The organism is Pseudomonas sp. LSJ-87 (assembly GCF_032971465.1).
Classification (GTDB): domain Bacteria; phylum Pseudomonadota; class Gammaproteobacteria; order Pseudomonadales; family Pseudomonadaceae; genus Aquipseudomonas; species Aquipseudomonas putida_Z.
Genome location: NZ_JAWJYQ010000063.1, coordinates 1 through 17936, shown reverse-complemented (window position 1 = coordinate 17936; position 17936 = coordinate 1). Strand labels below are relative to the sequence as shown.

12 protein-coding genes are annotated in these 17936 nt (G+C 65.7%); 6 read left to right on the top strand and 6 right to left on the bottom strand.

The features are described from left to right. Positions 1-9 precede the first annotated feature (9 nt). Genes RYH74_RS24720 through RYH74_RS24710 form a run of 3 tightly spaced genes read left to right on the top strand, consistent with a single transcriptional unit; the run spans position 10 to position 3824 of the window. Positions 10-315 (top strand): sarcosine oxidase subunit delta, encoded by a 306-nt coding sequence (locus tag RYH74_RS24720; RefSeq protein WP_075044863.1) that lies wholly within the window; start codon positions 10-12, stop codon positions 313-315. Next, positions 312-3215 (top strand): 2Fe-2S iron-sulfur cluster-binding protein, encoded by a 2904-nt coding sequence (locus tag RYH74_RS24715; protein WP_317410452.1) that lies wholly within the window; start codon positions 312-314, stop codon positions 3213-3215. The genes RYH74_RS24720 and RYH74_RS24715 overlap by 4 nt, the downstream gene beginning before the upstream one ends. A 3-nt stretch (positions 3216-3218) precedes the next feature. Further along, positions 3219-3824, top strand: a complete 606-nt coding sequence (locus tag RYH74_RS24710) for a sarcosine oxidase (protein ID WP_085590969.1) — start codon at positions 3219-3221, stop codon at positions 3822-3824. Positions 3825-4009: 185 nt separating this feature from the next. On the opposite strand, the gene RYH74_RS24705 is transcribed toward RYH74_RS24710, so the two are convergent. From RYH74_RS24705 to RYH74_RS24685, 5 genes are all read right to left on the bottom strand, one after another. Continuing rightward, the gene (locus RYH74_RS24705; RefSeq protein ID WP_023660664.1) at positions 4010-4273 is read right to left on the bottom strand and encodes a DUF3077 domain-containing protein; all 264 of its coding nucleotides are present in this window, start codon (positions 4271-4273) and stop codon (positions 4010-4012) included. Positions 4274-4818: 545 nt separating this feature from the next. Next, positions 4819-7704: an HD domain-containing phosphohydrolase gene (locus tag RYH74_RS24700; RefSeq protein ID WP_317410451.1), complete on the bottom strand. Its 2886-nt coding sequence runs from the start codon at positions 7702-7704 to the stop codon at positions 4819-4821. 351 nt (positions 7705-8055) lie between these two features. Then, positions 8056-9549: an aldehyde dehydrogenase gene (locus tag RYH74_RS24695; protein WP_317410450.1), complete on the bottom strand. Its 1494-nt coding sequence runs from the start codon at positions 9547-9549 to the stop codon at positions 8056-8058. 189 nt (positions 9550-9738) lie between these two features. Further along, entirely contained in the window at positions 9739-11121 is a 1383-nt protein-coding gene (locus RYH74_RS24690) for an aspartate aminotransferase family protein (RefSeq protein ID WP_025338659.1), read from the bottom strand. 42 nt (positions 11122-11163) lie between these two features. After that, positions 11164-12006, bottom strand: coding sequence for a helix-turn-helix domain-containing protein (locus tag RYH74_RS24685; protein ID WP_075044859.1), 843 nt, complete (start codon positions 12004-12006; stop codon positions 11164-11166). Between the two features lie 281 nt (positions 12007-12287). On the opposite strand from RYH74_RS24685, the gene RYH74_RS24680 reads away from it, so the two are divergent. From RYH74_RS24680 to RYH74_RS24670, 3 genes are all read left to right on the top strand, one after another. Then, positions 12288-13667, top strand: a complete 1380-nt coding sequence (locus RYH74_RS24680) for an APC family permease (RefSeq protein ID WP_317410449.1) — start codon at positions 12288-12290, stop codon at positions 13665-13667. Positions 13668-13940: 273 nt separating this feature from the next. Then, on the top strand, positions 13941-15521 hold the full coding sequence (locus RYH74_RS24675) for an aldehyde dehydrogenase (NADP(+)) (RefSeq protein ID WP_317410448.1): 1581 nt from the start codon (positions 13941-13943) through the stop codon (positions 15519-15521). 224 nt (positions 15522-15745) lie between these two features. Further along, complete coding sequence (locus tag RYH74_RS24670) at positions 15746-17119, top strand: 8-oxoguanine deaminase (RefSeq protein ID WP_317410447.1); 1374 nt, start codon at positions 15746-15748, stop codon at positions 17117-17119. Between the two features lie 59 nt (positions 17120-17178). Here RYH74_RS24670 and RYH74_RS24665 read toward each other — a convergent pair whose 3' ends face one another. Then, on the bottom strand, positions 17179-17670 hold the full coding sequence (locus RYH74_RS24665; RefSeq protein ID WP_286918888.1) for a GNAT family N-acetyltransferase: 492 nt from the start codon (positions 17668-17670) through the stop codon (positions 17179-17181). Between the last annotated feature and the right edge of the window lie 266 nt (positions 17671-17936).

The window sequence follows — 17936 nt, the reverse complement described above, 5'->3', positions numbered from 1 at the left end:
GCGACGACGATGAAGATCCTGACCTGCCCCTTGAACGGCCCGCGCAATATCAGCGAGTTCACCTATGGCGGCGAATTCAGGCACATGCCCGACCCGGCCAGCTGCAGCGACGCCGAATGGGCCGACTATGTGTTCAACAGCGACAACCTGGCCGGGGTGGTGACCGAGTGGTGGCTGCACAACGCCTCCAGCTACTGGTTCCTGGCCGAACGCCACACGGTGAGCGACCAGGTGCTGCGCACCTTCGACCCGAAAGAACTGTTCGACCGCCGCGTCGACTTCACCCCCGCCGCCACCCCGGAGATTGCCGGATGAACAGCCACACTCGCCTCCCCGCGCCCATGGGCCTGCTGATCGACCGCGAGCGGCCCCTGCACTTCCAGTTCGACGGCCAGGCCTGCCAGGGCTTTGCCGGTGACAGCATTGCCAGCGCCTTGCTCGGCAGCGGCCGCTGGTTGCTGTCGCGCTCGTTCAAGTACCACCGCCCGCGCGGCCCGCTGAGCATGGCCGGGCAGGATGCCAACACCCTGGTGCAGCTGCCGGACGAGCCCAATGTGCTGGCCGACCTGGAAGCCGCCCGCGATGGCCTGGTGGTCGAAGGGCAGAACTTCAACGGTAGCCTGGCGCACGACCGCGATGCCTACCTGGGCAAGTTTTCGCGCTTCATGCCGGTCGGTTTCTATTACCGCTCGTTCTACAAGCCCAAGGGCATGTGGAAGGTGTGGGAGCCGCTGATCCGCAAGAAGGCAGGCCTGGGCGTGCTCGACCTCGGTTTCAGGCCGCAGTATTACGACAAGGCCTATCTGTTCGTCGATCTGGCCGTCATCGGCGCAGGCCCGGCGGGCCTGCGTGCGGCACTGGACGCGGCCAATGCCGGGGCCAAGGTGTTGCTGATCGAGCAACAGCCGGTGCTTGGCGGCTCGCTCACCTACGCCCGCTTCGACATTGCCGGCACCCGCGCCACCGGCCTGCGCCAGGAACTGCTGGCAGCCGTCGAGGGCCACCCGAACATCCAGGTGCTGCTGGAAGCCACCTGCAACGGCTGGTTCACCGACAACTACCTGCCGGTGGTCCAGCACAAACGCCTGTACAAGGTGCGCGCCAGCCGCTGCCTGGTGGCGGCCGGTGCGTTCGACCAGCCAGTGGTGTTCCGCAACAACGACCTGCCGGGGGTCATGCTGACCAGCGCCGCGCAGCGGCTGATGAAGCTGTACGCGGTCAAGCCGGGCCAGCGCGCGGTAATCCTCACCGGCCACGATGACGGCTACCTCGCCGCCCTCGACCTGCAGGAGCAAGGCGTGGCCGTGGCCGCGGTGGTCGACATGCGCGCCGCGCCAGCCGATGCCGCAGTGGCCGCCGAACTGAAGCGCCGCGATGTACCCGTGCACCTGGGCAGCACCGTGTACGAAGCCCTGCACGAAGCGGGCATGCGCCACGTGAGTGGCGTGGATATTCGCCCGATCACCGGCCAGGGCAAAGTCGGCCCGCATGGCCTGCGCCTGGCCTGCGACCTGCTGTGCATGTCGGCAGGCTACATGCCGGTGTACCAGTTGCTGTGCCAGGCTGGCGGCAAGCTGGCCTACGATGTGAACCGCGACGAATTCGTCATCAGCAACCTGCCGGCCGGGCTGGATATCGCCGGCTCGGTGAACGGCCGTCACGCACTGGGCAATGTGCTGGCCGACGCCACTCGCGGGGCTGTCGATGCGCTGGCAGCGCTGGGCCTGGAAGCGCCGGTGCAGCCAGTGTTCAGTGCCGAAGCCAAGGTCAACTTCCCCTGGCCGATCTTCCCCCACCCCAAGGGCAAGGATTTCGTCGACTTCGACGAAGACCTGCAAGTGCGCGACATCGTCAACGCCACCCGCAGCGGCTACCGCGACGTGCAGCTGGTCAAGCGCTTTTCCACGGTCGGCATGGGCCCGTCCCAGGGCCGCCACTCGGCGCTGCCGACCGCCCGCCTGGTGGCCCATGCCACCGGGCGCAGCATCAGCGAAACCGGGGTGACCACCGCCCGCCCTCCGTTCCAGGCGGAAAAACTGGCCCACGTCGCCGGCCGCGCCTTCGACCCGTACCGGCAAACACCAATGCACCGCCGCCACCTGGAAGCCGGGGCGAAGATGATGCCGGCCGGCATCTGGCAGCGCCCGGCCTATTATGGCAAGCCCGAGGAACGCGAACGCTGCATGCAGGAGGAAGCCCGCCATGTGCGCGAGAAGGTCGGCCTGATCGACGTTTCCACCCTCGGTGGCCTGGATGTGCGCGGCCCCGACGCCGCCGAACTGCTGGAGCGCCTTTACACCTTCGGCTTCGCCAAGCTGGCCATCGGCCGCACCCGCTACGCACTGATGACCAACGAGCACGGCGTGGTGATCGATGACGGCGTGTGCGCCCGGCTGGGCGAGCAGCACTTCTACGTCACCGCCACCACCAGCGGCGTCGACCGCATCTACCAGCAGATGCTGAAGTGGAACGCGCAATGGCGCCTGGATGTGGACGTCACCAACGTCACCGCCGCCCTGGCCGCGGTCAACCTGGCCGGGCCGCTGTCACGCCAGGTGCTGGCCAAGGTATGTGACGATGTGGACCTGTCGGCCGAGGCCTTCCCTTACCTCGGCGTACGCCAGGGCACCGTGGCCGGTATTGCCGCGCGCATCCTGCGGGTGGGCTTTGTGGGTGAACTGGGCTACGAAGTGCACGTGCCGGCGCGCCACGCCGAGCGCCTGTGGGATGCCTTGATGCAGGCCGGCGCGGGGTTGGGCATTCGCCCGTTCGGCGTCGAGACCCAGCGCCTGCTGCGCCTGGAAAAAGGCCACGTGATCATCAGCCAGGACACCGACGGCATGACCCACCCGGCGGAGATCGACATGCAGTGGGCCATCGGCCGCAAGAAGCCATTCTTCGTCGGCAAGCGCTCGATCGAGATCCTCGAAGCGCAGCCGCTCAAGCGCAAACTGGTCGGCTTCACCCTGCCCAAGGGCAGCCCGCAGCCGCTGGAGGGGCATCTGGTGCTGGACGGGGCGGATATCAGCGGCAACGTCACATCCTGCGAATACTCGCAAACCCTGGGGCAGATCATCGGCCTGGCTTACGCCGGTGCCCATCAGGCCACGCCTGGCATGCACATCCCGATCCGCGTGGAGGGCGGCGTGATGGTCAATGCCAAGGTGGTGCCCCTGCCGTTCCACGATCCCAACAACCTGCGCCAGGAGGTCTGAGCCATGACCAGTTTGCAAGCCGAAGCTTTTATTCCACACAGCCCGCGGGCCGAGCTGTTGCACAACTGCGCGTTGACTGACCTGACCGATCTGGCACGGGTCGGGTTTCGAGGGGGCGACAGTGCCGCTTGCCTGCAGGCGCGTGGCTACCGCTTGCCGTCGCTACCCAACCAGGCCGTGCGCCAGCAAGACGGTGGCTGGGTAGCGCGCTTGTCGCAGACCGAGTACCTGCTGTTGGGCAGCCTGGCGGACGGCGGTGCACGGGTGGCTGCCGAAGAGGCCGGGTGGGTGCAGGATGCCCGGCGCAACTACCTGCTGCCGCGCCAGGATAGCCATGCCTGGCTGCAGCTGTCGGGGGAGTATTGCAGCGCGGTGATGGCCAAGTTGTGCGGGGTGGACTTGCGCGCCCAGGCGTTTCCCGTTGGGGCGGTCGCGCAGACCTCGGCGGCGCGGATCAACGTGATCGTGCTGAATGTGGGGAGCGATGAGAGGCCGGCGTTGCAGTTGCTGTTTGATCGGGCGTCGCTGGCGTATTTCCGTGAAGCGGTGCTGGATGCCATGGATGAGTTCGATGGTGGGTGGGTCGGGGTGGATGAACTGATGCATTGACCTGCGCCGGCCTGCCCTGTTCCTCATTAACGGCGCGATTCCTGTAGGAGCGGCCTTGTGTCGCGAAAGGGCCGCAAAGCGGCCCCGGCGTTTTTGCGGTGGTGCACAGATCGTTGGGGGCGCTTCGCACCCCTTTCGCGACACAAGGCCGCTCCTGCAAAGTAATCACGCAGATCTGCGATACCTCAGTGCTTCATGCCCAGCTCGGCATCATCCATCAGCGCCTTGGCCATTGCGCTCAGGTAATGGGCGGCCCAGATCATCATCGGTTTCTCATCCATCAGGCCGGTGATGGTCAGTTCGCGGACATAGCCCATCAATTCCGAGGACTGCTCGCGGGCATCGCGACAGGGGATGCCGGGCTCGATCCGGAACAGTGGATGGGTGCCGTTTTCGCCTTGGTAGAAGGTGGTCTTGCCGACGGTGAATTGGGTGTCTTCTGTGGTCATTGGTGAATCCCCCTGAAATATCTCGACTGCCTGAGCCGGCCCTTTCGCGGGTAAACCCGCTCCCACAGGTACTGTGCAAGTCTTGAAGTCTGTGGTGGTCCTGTGGGAGCGGGTTCACCCGCGAAGAGGCCAGCCCTGGCGACACATCAATAAAGCCTTAATGCAAAGTGCTGCGCCCATCGGGCATCTGCTGTCTTCGAAGGAATGGGGGGATGTGGGGTGGATCGGGGACAACTTTCAGCATGAATCAACTCCTTGATGGAGCTACCACACACCTGCTGTCAAACGGGAGGGCGGCAACTGTACGTAGGTTGACAGACCGGCGGAGTTGATCAGTTACCGGCGCACGCGAACGTGCCCTACGCACAGCTGCCATTGAAAGTTCAGCCATGCGATCAACCCAAAGCGGCCTGTCAAAGCCGATCGCTGATGTGCAGCGACCCGCCGAGACTAGAGCGCTGCCAAAGCGGCCGCAACGGGAAACAGGCGGCGTGAGTATCTTTGGGAAATGGCCTACAAGGAAGGGGCTAAATCTGATTTTTCGCTCAAGCCGGGCAATGCATCTGCCCCAACCAGTACGCCACATCCACCTCATCGATCTGCTCGGCACGCAGGAACCGCTCGGCATACTGGCGGTACACCCCGCTGCTGAGGAACAGCTCCAGCAACTGGCCGTCGATGTGCCCGCCACGGGCCATGCCCACCAGGATCTTCACCGACTCGGACAGGGTCTTCGGCGCCTTGTAGGGCCGGTCCGCCGCGGTCAGCGCCTCGAAGATGTCGGCAATCGCCATCACCCGCTCGGCAATGCCCAGGTCCTGCTCGCCCAGCCGGCGCGGGTAGCCGCTGCCGTCCATTTTCTCGTGGTGGTTGCCGGCGATGTCCGGCACCCGCTTGAGCTGGCGGGGGAACGGCAAGGAACTGAGCATGATGATGGTCTGCACGATGTGTTCGTTGATCTTGAAGCGTTCCTCATCATTCAGCGTGCCGCGGCGGATCGCCAGGTTGTACAACTCGCCATGATTGCTGGCACAGGCCGGCAAGCGCATGTCGAAGCCCCAGCGGTTGCGCGGGTCGCCCTTGGCCACCGGGGGCTTGCGGGGGCCCCAGGGCACGCAATGCTCAGGGCGGTCGGCCAGCAGTGGTTCGTCAACCGGTAGCGCAGGCGCAGGCACATCGGCAAAGCGCTCCACCTCATCACGGGAGATGCCCAGGCGGTTGTCGAAATGGCGCTGCCAGCGGCGCTGGCCAATCTGCTGCAGGCGTTCGATGTCGGCGTCCTGCATGAACTCGCCGCCGATGTTGGCCTGGGCGACGAAGGCGAAGTCGTCCTGCAGCTGGGCCTGGCTGCGCGCCAGGGTGGCTTGCAGCGCCTGCTGGTCGCCACCGCTGGCCAGGCCTTGCCAATAGGCCAGCTCGGCATCCCGCCAGAGCACCTCGAAACGCATGCGTACCTCGTGGATACGGTTGTACAAGGTTTCCAGCTTGGTCGCCTTGTCCACCACATACTCGGGGCTGGTGACCTTGCCGCAGTCGTGCAGCCAGGCCGCCACGTGGAATTCGTAGCGTTCAGCCTCGGTCATGCTGAAGCTGGCGTACGGGCCGGTTTCGGCCGCCACCGCCTGGTCCAGCAGCATCTGCGCCAGTTGTGGCACCCGCTCGCAATGGCCGCCGGTATAGGGGCTCTTGGCATCGATGGCATCGGCCAGCAGCTTGATCATGGCATCCAGCAGGCGTTGCTGGGCTTCGACCAGCTGGCGTGTCTCGATGGCCACCGCCACCACCCCGGACAGTTCGGCAACAAAGCTGCGGAACGGCTGGCCTGTCTGCTCGTGTACAGGTCCATCGCCCAGTTGCAGGACCAGGATGCCCAGCAACGCCTGGCTACGGTCATTCAATACCAAGGCCATGCTGCCCTCATGCAGGCCGAGAGCCTGGGTCACCGCCGTGGCGAGGTGCTGCTGGGCAGTCTCATCCACGGCCAGCTCGCCAGGGTACTGCTCGCCACGGCAGGCCGCGGCCAGGCGCAGCAAGGCATGTTCGGCATCGAACAGGTACACCACGCCGGCATTGACCCCGGCGGCTTCCACCAGATGGGTCAACACACCGTCGAGCATGCGCTCCAGGTCGCGCTCGCGGCTGAGCGTGAGGGTAATCGCCTGGAAGCTGCGGATGGTGCCGGACATGCGGCTGAGCACGCGGCTCAGTTCACGCACCTCGGACACCCGCGAGCGCACCCCGACTTCGCGGCTGAAATCAAAACCCGCCACGCCTTGCAGCTGTTCGGCCAGCAGCCGCAACGGGCGGCCGATGCGCCGGCCGAGCACACCACCAAGCACCAGCAGCACGGTTATCAGGGCGGCGGTCCAGAGCAACTGTTCGAGCAGTACCTTGCGCGCACCGGCCAGCAACTCATGGCCTGGCACGGCAATCAGCACCTGCAGGTCCTGCCCGGCCAGGTTGGTCAGTTGCACGCGCATGCCATACCAGGTCTGGCCGTCCACCTGATAAGGCTGCGGGCGGGTGCCTTGCGGCAGGTCGGCGTAAAGGTGCTGCAGGCTGGGGATGCCCAGTTCGCCGATGCGCGACAAGCGCACGGCCTGCCCTTCGTGCACGATTACCCGCTGCAGGTCCGGGTAGGCCACCACGCTGCCCTGGTCGTCGACCACGACGATCTCGGTGCCGGGGGTCATGCGCAGGCCCTGGGTCTCGCTGGCCAGGTCATCGACCGAAACGTCCATGCCGATCACCGCCCCGCCGTCGACGCTGCGCTGGGCCATGGTCAGGCCGATCTCGCGGGTGGTGAAGAACACATAGGGGTGGGTCAGCACGGTGGTGGGTTGGGCGCTGGCTTCGACAAACCACGGGCGCGTGCGCGGGTCGTAGCGGTATTCGGGCTTGGCCTGGGCCTGCAGCAGGTTCAGCGCGTGGTCGTAGAAGCGCCATTCACCCTGCACCGCCCCACCCTCACGGCTGACGCTTTGCACCAGAAATGCCGTGCCCGGCGGCGCGGCGAAACGCTGCAGCAACTGCGGGTCGCGCAAGCGGCGCACCAGCAGGAACTCACCACTGGGGTAACCCATGTAGGCAGCACTGAGCATGCGGTTGGCGTCCAGCGTCTCGACCAGTTGCGGCAAGCGTTCCAGGCGCTGCGCCGGGGTTTGCGCGGCCGGGTTGTGGGCGAGCAGGCGGATACTGCTGTGCACCGGGTCGATCAGGCGCCGGGCGCGCTCGTCGATGGTCTTGCCAATTTGCTGGGCAGAATCACCCGCTGCGGCCACCAAGGTCTGGCGAATGCCGTGATAGCCCTGCCAGGCCAGGGCGGCGCCGAGCAGCAACATGCCCAGCACGATGGCGAGAGCCACCAGCCACTGCAGTGAAATGCCACGTCCGGCGTTACCAGCAGCACGACCATTCGACACGCAGCCCATCTCAGGTACTCCATGTATGGCGGTTTGACGGGGCAGCCAGGACGATCATGCAGGCCGAAGCCATTCGCAGGCAGCGAGACGGGGGCGTGGTGGCACATAGCCCAGCCCCATCTTGGCAGCAGTGTAGAGCGGACCCGAGCTTTCTGCCGGGTTGGCAAAGAAAATTAACGGAACGCCATGAATGATCCGGGTACCGCGAAGCAGGCGACGCGGTGCAAGACCGGATGTATCAGGCGCGCACCTGGTACCAGGTGGTCTCCCACAAGGGACCGCGCAGCACCTGAGCCAGTGCAGTACCTGTGGGAGCGGGCGAGCCCGCGAAATAGGCGACGCGGTGCAAGATCGGATGTATCAGGCGCGCAACTGGTACCAGGTGGTCTTGAGCTGCGAATACTTATCGAACGAGTGCAGCGACAGGTCGCGGCCAAACCCGGACTGCCTGCCGCCGCCGAACGGCACCGTCACGTCCAGCGCGTCGACCGTGTTCACCGACACGGTGCCGGCCTTCAACGCCCGCGCCACGCGGTGCACCTGGTTGAAGTCATCGCTCCACACCGACGCCGCCAGCCCATAGATGCTGTCGTTGGCCAGGCGCACGGCCTGCTCTTCACTGTCGAAGGCACTGACCGCAAGCACCGGCCCGAATACCTCCTCCCGCGCCAGGCTCATACGGCCATCAACACCGGCAAAAATGGTCGGCTCGATGTAATTGTCCGAGCCGTCGATAGTCAGGCGCCGGCCACCGCACACCAACCGCGCCCCGTCCTGCCCGGCACGGGCGATGGCGGCTTCGATCCGGCCGGTCTGCCCGGCATCGACAATCGCACCGGCACGGCTCGCCGGGTCCAGCGGGTTGCCAGGCAGCCACTGGCGGGCCTTGGCCTGCAGGCGCTCGATGAACTCGTCATGGATGGAGCGCTGCACGTACAGCCGCGAGTTGGCCGAGCACACCTCGCCCTGGTTGAAGAAGATACCGAATGCCGCCTTTTCCGCAGCCAGGTCCAGGTCCTGGCAGTTTTCGAACACCAGGTTGGGGCTCTTGCCGCCGCACTCCAGCCATACCTGCTTGAGGTTGGACTGTGCCGAGTACTGCATGAAGTACTTGCCCACCTGGGTGGAGCCGGTGAACACCAGGCAATCCACGCCCGGGTGCAGGCCCAGCGCCTGCCCGGCCTGCTCGCCCAGGCCCGGCACCACGTTCAGCACGCCTTCCGGTACACCGGCCTGCAGCGCCAGCTGGGCCAGGCGCAGGGCCGAGAACGGTGATTGCTCGGCGGGCTTGAGCACCACGCTGTTGCCGGCAGCCAGCGCCGGGGCGAGCTTCCAGGCGGCCATGTCGAGCGGGAAATTCCACGGCACCACGGCGGCGACCACGCCGAGGGCTTCGCGGGTGATGGTGGCCAGCGCGTTGGGCGCGGTGGGTGCCACCTGGTCGTACAGCTTGTCCAGCGCCTCGCCGTACCAGGCGAACACCTGCGCCGAGCCCGGCACATCGATGTTGTAGGCGTCCATGACCGGCTTGCCCATGTTCAGCGAGTCGAGCAGGGCCAGTTCTTCGCGATGGGCCATGATCAGCTCGGCCAGGCGCAGCAGCACTTTCTTGCGCTCACCCGGGGCCATGCGCGGCCATGGGCCTTGTTCGAAAGCCCTGCGGGCGCTGGCGACGGCCAGGTCGACCTCGGCCTGGCCGCAGGCGGTGACCTGGGCCAGCACCTTGTTGGTGGCGGGGTTGATGGCGGCGAAGGTGGCGCCGTCCTGTGCGCTGACGGGCTTGCCGTCGATCAGTGCATTGGCCGGGAGGTAGAGGTCCGAGGCACGTTGTTGCCAGAATTCGAGGGTGTACATTTGTACTCCAGGCGACCGTCGTGGCGGTCTCTGTTGCTCGTAAGGTGCAGTGTCGATACAGCCCCGGGGGAGCGGGTTCATCGAGGCGTCGAACCGCCGCGAACACCGGCGAAGCCGGTGCCATGCACCGCGTCGCATTCTTCGCGGGTGAACCCGCTCCCACAGGGGCTGCGGAGCGCTCGCAGGTTTTTAGAGCTTGCCGACCAGGCGCGCCGTGCGGTCCACGGCGATGCGGGTCTTCTCCACCAGCTCATCCAGCTCGCTGTGGTTGGCGATCAGCGCCGGCGCCATGATCATCCGGCCCAGGGTGGAGCGAATGATCACCCCTTCCTCGAAACCGAAGGTGCGGCACTGCCAGGCCAGGTCATTCTCGTTGGCGAAGCGCTTGCGCGTCGGCTTGTGCTCGGCGAACTGCAGCGCCGCCACCAACCCGGCGCCCTGCACCTGGCCGATCAACGGGTGGTCGGCAAACACCTCGCGCAGGATGCGCTGCAGGTACGGCCCGGTGTCGTCCTTCACCTGGCGCACGATGCCTTCGTCACGCAGCGCCTTCAGGTTGGCGATGGCCACCGCCGCCGCCACCGGGTGGCCGGAATAGGTCAGGCCGTGGGCGAACACCCCGCCCCGCTCCACCAGCGCCTCGGCAATGCGCTTGCTCAGCACCAGGCCGCCCATGGGCACGTAGCCGCTGGTCAGGCCCTTGGCGATCGACAGGGTGTCAGGCTCGAAGCCGAAGTACTCGTGGGCGAACCATTCGCCAGTGCGGCCAAAGCCGCCGATCACTTCATCGGCGCACAGCAGCACGTCGTACTGGCGGCAGATGCGCTGGATCTCGGGCCAGTAGCTTTCCGGCGGGAAGATCATGCCGCCCGCGCCCTGGAACGGCTCGGCGATAAAGCCGGCGACGTTCTCGGCACCCAGTTCGAGAATCTTCTCCTCCAACTGCAAGGCGCAGCGGCGGCCGAACTCGGCCGGGGTCAGCTCGCCGCCCTCGGCGTACCAGTACGGTTCGTCGATGTGCGCCACATCCGGGATCAACCCGCCCATTTCGTGCATGAACTTCATGCCACCCAGCGCCGTGGCGGCCAGGGTGGAGCCGTGGTAACCGTTCCAGCGGCCGATCATGATCTTCTTGTTCGGCTGGCCAACCACCTGCCAGTAGCGGCGCACGGTACGGATCAGCACCTCGTTGGCCTCGGAGCCGGAGTTGGTGTAGATCGCGTGGCTGTAGTGCCCCGGCAACAGGCTGAACAGCAGCTCGGACAGTTCGATCACCGCCGGGTGGGTGGTGTGGAAGAACATGTTGTAGTAGGCCAGCTGGTCCATCTGCGTGGCTGCGGCGGCGGTCAGGTCGCGGCGGCCGTAGCCGAGCTGGGTGCACCACAGGCCGGACATGCCGTCCAGGTAGCGCTTGCCCTCGCTGTCCCACAGGTGCAGGCGTTCGCCACCGACGATCACTCGCGGCCCTTCGGCGTTCAGCGCCTTCTGGTCGAGGAAGGCATGGATGTGGTGCGCGGCATCGGCTGCCTGGTAGTCACGGGTCTGGCGTTGCGGGGCGAAAGGCGCATTCATTGTTGGTTTTCCTTTGCGGTGGGGTTGCAGGGTGGCTTGCGCTCAGCGCAGCTTGCCCATGTAGCTTTCCAGCGGGTCCTTGCCCAGCACGCCCTGGGCATTGGCCAGCGCGTCGATGAACAGGGAGAACAGCTCGGACTGGGTACCGATGTCGAGCTTGGCGTAGACGTTCTTGCGGTGTGACTTGATGGTGTCCTCCGACACCCCCAGGCGCTCGGCCAGCGACTTGGTCGAGTGGCCACGCAGGATCAGCTGGGCGATACGGCACTCGCGCTCGGTCAGCAGCGAGCTGCCGAAGTTGTTCAACGCCGCGTGGATGCGCTGCTCGAGGATGTTCTCGAAGCGCCCGGTGCGGCTGTCCAGCCCGGCGAAGTGCTTGCCGAGCACCGCCAGCACCCAGGGCGTGATACGCGCGAACAGCGCACGGGTTTGCCCATCGAGCTTGTCGGTGAACGCCAGCGATACCGCCAGGCTCTGCCCGGGCGCGACCTGCAGGATGTAGTTGAGCTCATCCTCCAGGTGCGAGTGCCGGTAGAACGACTGGTAGTACTCGCTGACCTCGAAGTGGTCGGGCGCCACTTCGAACAGGCCGTAGCAACCGGACTCGACCTGCTCCACACAGGCCCCGTAGAACGGGTCGAGCAGATAGAAGCCGGACAGGTAGCGGCTGACATTGCCCTCGGGCTGCCAGGGCGCCTTGTCGTCCTGCTCGAACAGCGCGCAGGGCATGCCGTCGTGCGGGTACAGGTACACCGTGGTCGCCTGGATCGGCCGAATCACGCCAAGCGCAGCAAACAGGGTGGCGGCAAAGCCCGGTCGGCCGATCGCCTCGGTGACCTTGGCCAGGTGCTCGAACCACTGTTGCGAAAGCAATTGATCAGTCACTTTGGGCCTGCCGTCTCAAGTAAAGGCACCGCCGCCAGTGCGGTGCGTCGTTGGCCAGATACTCCCATGGCACTGCAAACACCGAAATCACCCTTTGGGGTGAGCAGGCAAAGCCCCCTGCTGGCTCACCCCAAAGGGTGATTCCGGGTACCGGCGGGGTGTGGGAGCATCAACCCGCCCCAGCGCTGCGAGCCACCCGCTCGACCTCCTTGCACAACACCCACCGGTATCGAGCCCGCTCGCATACCGCGGCGTCCTGCATCCCTTTCCAGGAGTTAGCAATGCATACAACAACAAGTACAGCCCATAGCCCTGCACATAGCCCGTCGCAACCCACCGCCAGCAACGGCCGTTTCCGCAAGTCCATGGGGCTGCCCGCCCTGGTGCTGTTCGGCCTGGCCTACATGGTCCCCCTGGCAGTGTTCACCACCTACGGGCTGGTCACCCAGATGACCAAGGGGCACCTGCCCACCGCCTACCTGCTGACCCTCGCCGCCATGCTGCTGACCGCCTACAGCTACGGCCGCATGGTCCAGGCCCACCCCTACTCCGGCTCGGTCTACACCTACACCCGCAAGGCCTTCGGCAGCCACATCGGCTTCATCGCCGGCTGGACCCTGCTGCTCGACTACATCTTCCTGCCGCTGCTCAGCTACCTGCTGATCGGCATCTACATGTCGGAGTACTTCCCGGCCATCCACGCCTGGGTGTGGGTGGCGGGCTCCATTGCCCTGGTCACCTTCCTCAACCTGATCGGCATCGAGTCGATCACCCGGGTGAACTGGATCCTGGTGGTGGTGCAACTGGTGTTCATCGTCGTGTTCGTCGCCCTGTCCATCCACAACCTCAGCGGGCAGGCGCAGCCGGTGTCGCTGCTGGCGCCGTTCCACCACGAAGGCTTCAGCGTGCCGTTGATCATGACCGGCGCCGCCGTGCTGTGCCTGTCGTTCCTGGGCTTCGATGCGGTCTCGACCATGGCCGAGGAAACCAGCAACCCCACCTACCGCATTCCCGTGGCGATCCTCGCCGTATCGCTGATCGGCGGCATGTTGTTCCTGGTGGTGTCGTACTGCGCACAGATGGTGTTCCCTGACTGGGGCAGCTTCGCCGACCCGGACTCGGCGTCGGTGGACGTGATGCGCCGGGTCGGCGGCGAACTGCTGGTGACCGCCTTCACCGCCACCTACGTGGCCGGCTGCTTCGCCTCGGCCATGGTGTCCCAGGCCAGCGTGTCGCGGGTGCTGTTCGCCCTGGGCCGCGACGGTGCGTTGCCGCGTGCGTTCGGCCAGCTGGTGACGAAAAAGCGCGTACCGGCCACGGCCATCCTGCTGGTCAGCCTGCTGTCGCTGATTGCCTTGGTGATCAGCCTCGACACGGTGGCCAACATGATCAGCTTTGGCGCGCTGTTCGCCTTCTCGGCGGTGAACCTGGCCGTAGTCAAGCACTACCTGATCGACCACAAGCTGCGTGGTGGCCGCAACTACCTGCTGTATGGCGCCATTCCCGGCCTGGGTTTCCTCAGCACGCTGTGGCTGTGGAGCAGCCTGACCAGCCTGTCGTTCACCATCGGTTTGTGCTGGATGGGCATGGGCCTGGTGGTGCTGCTGGGGCTTACCCGGGCGTTCCGGGTAAAGCTGCCGGAGTTGCAGATGGCCGAGTGAAACAAACAGCGCCCCACCACCACCGCCTTGCGCGGTCGTTGTGGGAGCGGGCGTGCCCGCGAACACCGGCAAAGCCGGTGCCATACACCGTGTCGGGCGCTTCGCGGGCGCGCCCGCTCCCACAGAAATTGGCACACGCTCGAACATCGTTCCTCAATAGCAGGCCACGCGATAACAGAACGTTATCACCTGATCCGCATTAATCATTATTCAGCACGCATTTCGGCCCCTACAGTCCCAGCCCAACGACTGTCATTGCCAACGGGAAACGAAATGTCCATCGAACATCGCCTGAACCATATCGCCGGCCAGCTCAGCGGCAACGGTGACGTGCTGCTGAACAGCGTCGACGCCCACACCGGCGAGCCACTGCCATACGCCTTCCACCAGGCGACCAGCGACGAAATCGAAGCCGCCGTGCTGGCCGCCGAGGCCGCCTACCCGGCCTACCGCAGCACCAGCCCGGCACAGCGCGCCGCCTTCCTCGACGCCATCGCCAACGAACTGGACGCACTGGGCGATGACTTCGTCCAGCATGTGATGCGCGAAACCGCACTGCCCGAGGCACGCATCCGCGGTGAGCGTGCCCGCACCAGCAACCAGCTGCGCCTGTTCGCCGATGTGGTGCGCCGTGGCGACTTCCTCGGTGCGCGCATCGACCGTGCGCTGCCCGAGCGCACCCCGCTGCCACGCCCGGACCTGCGCCAGTACCGCATCGGCGTCGGCCCGGTGGCTGTATTCGGTGCCAGCAACTTCCCGCTGGCCTTCTCCACCGCCGGCGGTGATACCGCCTCGGCGCTGGCGGCCGGCTGCCCGGTGGTGTTCAAGGCCCACAGCGGGCACATGCTGACCGCTGCCCACGTGGCCGCCGCCATTGACCGCGCGGTGGCCGGCAGCGGCATGCCTGCAGGCGTGTTCAACATGATCTATGGCGCCGGCGTGGGTGAAGCGCTGGTCAAGCACCCGGCCATCCAGGCGGTCGGCTTCACCGGTTCGCTGCGTGGCGGCCGCGCCCTGTGCGACATGGCGGCTGCGCGCCCGCAGCCGATCCCGGTGTTCGCCGAAATGAGCAGCATCAACCCGGTAATTGTCCTGCCCCAGGCCCTGCAGGCCCGTGGCGAGCAGGTAGCCGGCGAACTGGCCGCCTCGGTAGTGCTGGGTTGCGGGCAGTTCTGCACCAACCCGGGCCTGGTGGTGGGCATCAAGTCGCCGCAGTTCGAACGCTTCGTGCACACGCTGGTGGCGCGCATGGCCGACCAGGCACCGCAGACCATGCTCAACGCCGGCACCCTGCGCAGCTACCAGAGCGGTGTGCAGCACCTGCTGGCGCACCCTGGCATCCAGCACCTGGCCGGGCAGCCACAAGCCGGCACCCAGGCCCAGCCGCAGCTGTTCAAGGCGGACGTGAGCCTGCTGCTGGACAGCGACCCGCTGCTGCAGGAAGAAGTGTTCGGCCCAACCACCGTGGTGGTGGAAGTGGCCGATGCCCAGCAACTGGCCGAAGCACTGCGCCACCTGCAAGGCCAGCTGACGGCCACCCTGATTGCCGAACCGGACGACCTGCGTGCCTTTGCTGCGCTGGTGCCGCTGCTGGAGCGCAAGGCCGGGCGCCTGCTGCTGAACGGCTACCCGACCGGCGTAGAGGTATCGGACGCAATGGTGCATGGCGGGCCATACCCGGCCACCTCCGATGCCCGTGGTACTTCGGTCGGCACCTTGGCCATCGACCGCTTCCTGCGCCCGGTGTGCTTCCAGAATTACCCGGATGCGCTGCTGCCGGATGCGCTGAAAAGTGCCAACCCGCTGGGGATTGCGCGGTTGGTGGATGGGGTGAGCAGCCGCGGGGCGGCATGATCTGCTGTTGAGGTAACCTGTACCGGCCTCTTCGCGGGCTTGCCCGCTCCCACAGGTACTGCACAGAACTCCAGAACTGTGCCGTACCTGTGGGAGCGGGCAAGCCCGCGAAGAGGCCGGCACAGGACTATCAGCCCTGTATACAATCCGCAAAAACCTTGCTTACAATGCCATGCGCCTATGACATCGGTAATCGCCGATGCGTATTGCGACAGGCTTAAGCCATGTCATCTACAAATGCTCCAAAAACGCTACTTGTCAAAAACGCCGAACTTCTGGTCACCATGGACGGCGAACGCCGCGAGATCAGGAACGGCGGAATGTTCATCGAAGGCAACCTGATCCGCCAGGTCGGCCCCAGCGATACCCTGCCACAGCACGCCGACGTGGTGCTGGACATGGCCGGCAAGGTGGTCATCCCTGGCCTGGTCAACACCCACCACCACATGTACCAGAGCCTCACCCGCGTGGTGCCGGCAGCCCAGGACGGCGAGCTGTTCAACTGGTTGACCAACCTCTACCCGATCTGGGCACGCCTGACCCCCGAGATGATCGCGGTGTCGACCCAGACCGCCATGGCCGAACTGATCCTGTCCGGCTGCACCACCTCCAGCGACCACCTGTACATCTACCCCAACGGCTGCAAGCTCGACGACAGCATCCATGCCGCCGACGAGATCGGCATGCGCTTCCACGCCGCGCGCGGCAGCATGAGCGTAGGCCGTAGCCAGGGCGGCCTGCCGCCTGATTCGGTGGTGGAGAAGGAAGCCGACATCCTCAAGGAATCCCAGCGCCTGATCGAGGACTATCACGATGCCAGCCACGGCTCGATGCGCCGCATCGTGGTGGCGCCCTGCTCGCCGTTCTCGGTCAGCCGCGACCTGATGCGCGAAGCCGCCGTGCTGGCGCGCCAGTACGGGGTGTCGTTGCACACCCACCTGGCCGAGAACGTCAACGACATCGCCTACAGCCGCGAGAAGTTCGGCATGACCCCCGCCGAATATGCCGAAGACCTCGGCTGGGTCGGCCACGACGTGTGGCACGCCCACTGTGTGCAACTCGACCAGCATGGCATCGAGCTGTTCGCCCGCACCGGCACGGGTGTCGCCCACTGCCCATGCTCGAACATGCGCCTGGCCTCGGGCATCGCCCCGGTGCGCAAGATGCGCGACCACGGGGTGCCGGTGGGCCTTGGGGTCGACGGTTCGGCATCCAACGACGGCGCCAGCATGATCGGTGAAGTGCGCCAGGCCTTGCTGCTGCAACGGGTGGGCTTCGGCCCCGACGCGATGACTGCACGCGAGGCGCTGGAAATTGCAACGCTCGGCGGTGCCAAGGTGCTCAACCGCAACGACATCGGCGCCCTGGCCCCAGGCATGGTGGCCGACTTCGTCGCCTTCGACCTCGGCCACGTGGCCTATGCCGGCGGCCACCACGACCCGCTGGCGGCGCTGGTGTTCTGCACCCCGACCCAGGTGCACACCAGTGTCATCAATGGCCGTGTGGTGGTGAAGGATGGCCAGCTGGCCACGGTCGACCTGCCACGGGTGCTGGAGCGCCACAACCAGTTGGCACGCCAGCTGGTCAACGGCGAATAAACTGCCATTTGGGCCGCCTTGGCGGCCCATCGCCAGCAACGCTGCCGTGTCTTGCGAAATCAGAGGACCATGAGCATCTCATGCCAGGCCATGCCGCCGTGGTCCGACGGTGACGGTCTCACGTACTGATACCCCAGCTTCTGGTACAACGCCACATGCTGTTCCTTGCACATCAGGTGAATGGTCAGCTTGCCCGCCGCCTTCATGCGTGCGATGAATTCATCCATCAACTGCTTGGCGTAGCCTTTGCCCTGGTGTGCCGGGTCCACTACCACCGACATGATCACCACGTTTGGCGCCGCCGGGTCATGCCCGACCAGCTCCTTGAATGCCTCGTCGGACATCACCACTTCGTGGGCACAGCCGCTGTTGATGAAACCAACGATCTCGCCCGCGTTTTCCAGCACCAGGAAGCCCTGCGGATACTGCGCGATGCGAGTGCGGATCTTCTCCAGCGTGGCCGCCTCATCGCCTTCGTAGGCACCGATTTCGATGGCGTAGCAGCGTTCGGCGTCGGCGGCTGTGGGGGTGCGGAACTGAGGGGCGCTCATGGCTGGATTCCTTGGTAATGGCTGAAAACAGCCGCCATGGTAAATGAGCGCCGCTGCCACAGGTACAGCTTGTACCCGAAACCTGCGCAGTAACCGAACACATCCACCGCGTCGCCTGCTTCGCGGGTGAACCCGCTCCCACAAGTACGGCGCAGGCTTCGGGCTCACGCCGTACCTGTGGGAGCGGCCGTGGCCGCGAACACCGGCGCAGCCGGTGCCATCCACCGCGCAGTCTGCTTCGCGGGTGAACCCGCTCCCACAGGTAC

Bases quoted from the DNA above. Each gene is read 5' to 3' on its own strand.
- RYH74_RS24705 (WP_023660664.1), bottom strand. From the start codon at position 4,273: ATGACCACAGAAGACACCCAATTCACCGTCGGCAAGACCACCTTCTAC.
- RYH74_RS24720 (WP_075044863.1), top strand. From the start codon at position 10: ATGAAGATCCTGACCTGCCCCTTGAACGGCCCGCGCAATATCAGCGAG.
- RYH74_RS24715 (WP_317410452.1), top strand. From the start codon at position 312: ATGAACAGCCACACTCGCCTCCCCGCGCCCATGGGCCTGCTGATCGAC.
- RYH74_RS24690 (WP_025338659.1), bottom strand. From the start codon at position 11,121: ATGAATGCGCCTTTCGCCCCGCAACGCCAGACCCGTGACTACCAGGCA.
- RYH74_RS24695 (WP_317410450.1), bottom strand. From the start codon at position 9,549: ATGTACACCCTCGAATTCTGGCAACAACGTGCCTCGGACCTCTACCTC.
- RYH74_RS24700 (WP_317410451.1), bottom strand. From the start codon at position 7,704: ATGGGCTGCGTGTCGAATGGTCGTGCTGCTGGTAACGCCGGACGTGGC.
- RYH74_RS24665 (WP_286918888.1), bottom strand. From the start codon at position 17,670: ATGAGCGCCCCTCAGTTCCGCACCCCCACAGCCGCCGACGCCGAACGC.
- RYH74_RS24680 (WP_317410449.1), top strand. From the start codon at position 12,288: ATGCATACAACAACAAGTACAGCCCATAGCCCTGCACATAGCCCGTCG.
- RYH74_RS24670 (WP_317410447.1), top strand. From the start codon at position 15,746: ATGTCATCTACAAATGCTCCAAAAACGCTACTTGTCAAAAACGCCGAA.
- RYH74_RS24675 (WP_317410448.1), top strand. From the start codon at position 13,941: ATGTCCATCGAACATCGCCTGAACCATATCGCCGGCCAGCTCAGCGGC.
- RYH74_RS24710 (WP_085590969.1), top strand. From the start codon at position 3,219: ATGACCAGTTTGCAAGCCGAAGCTTTTATTCCACACAGCCCGCGGGCC.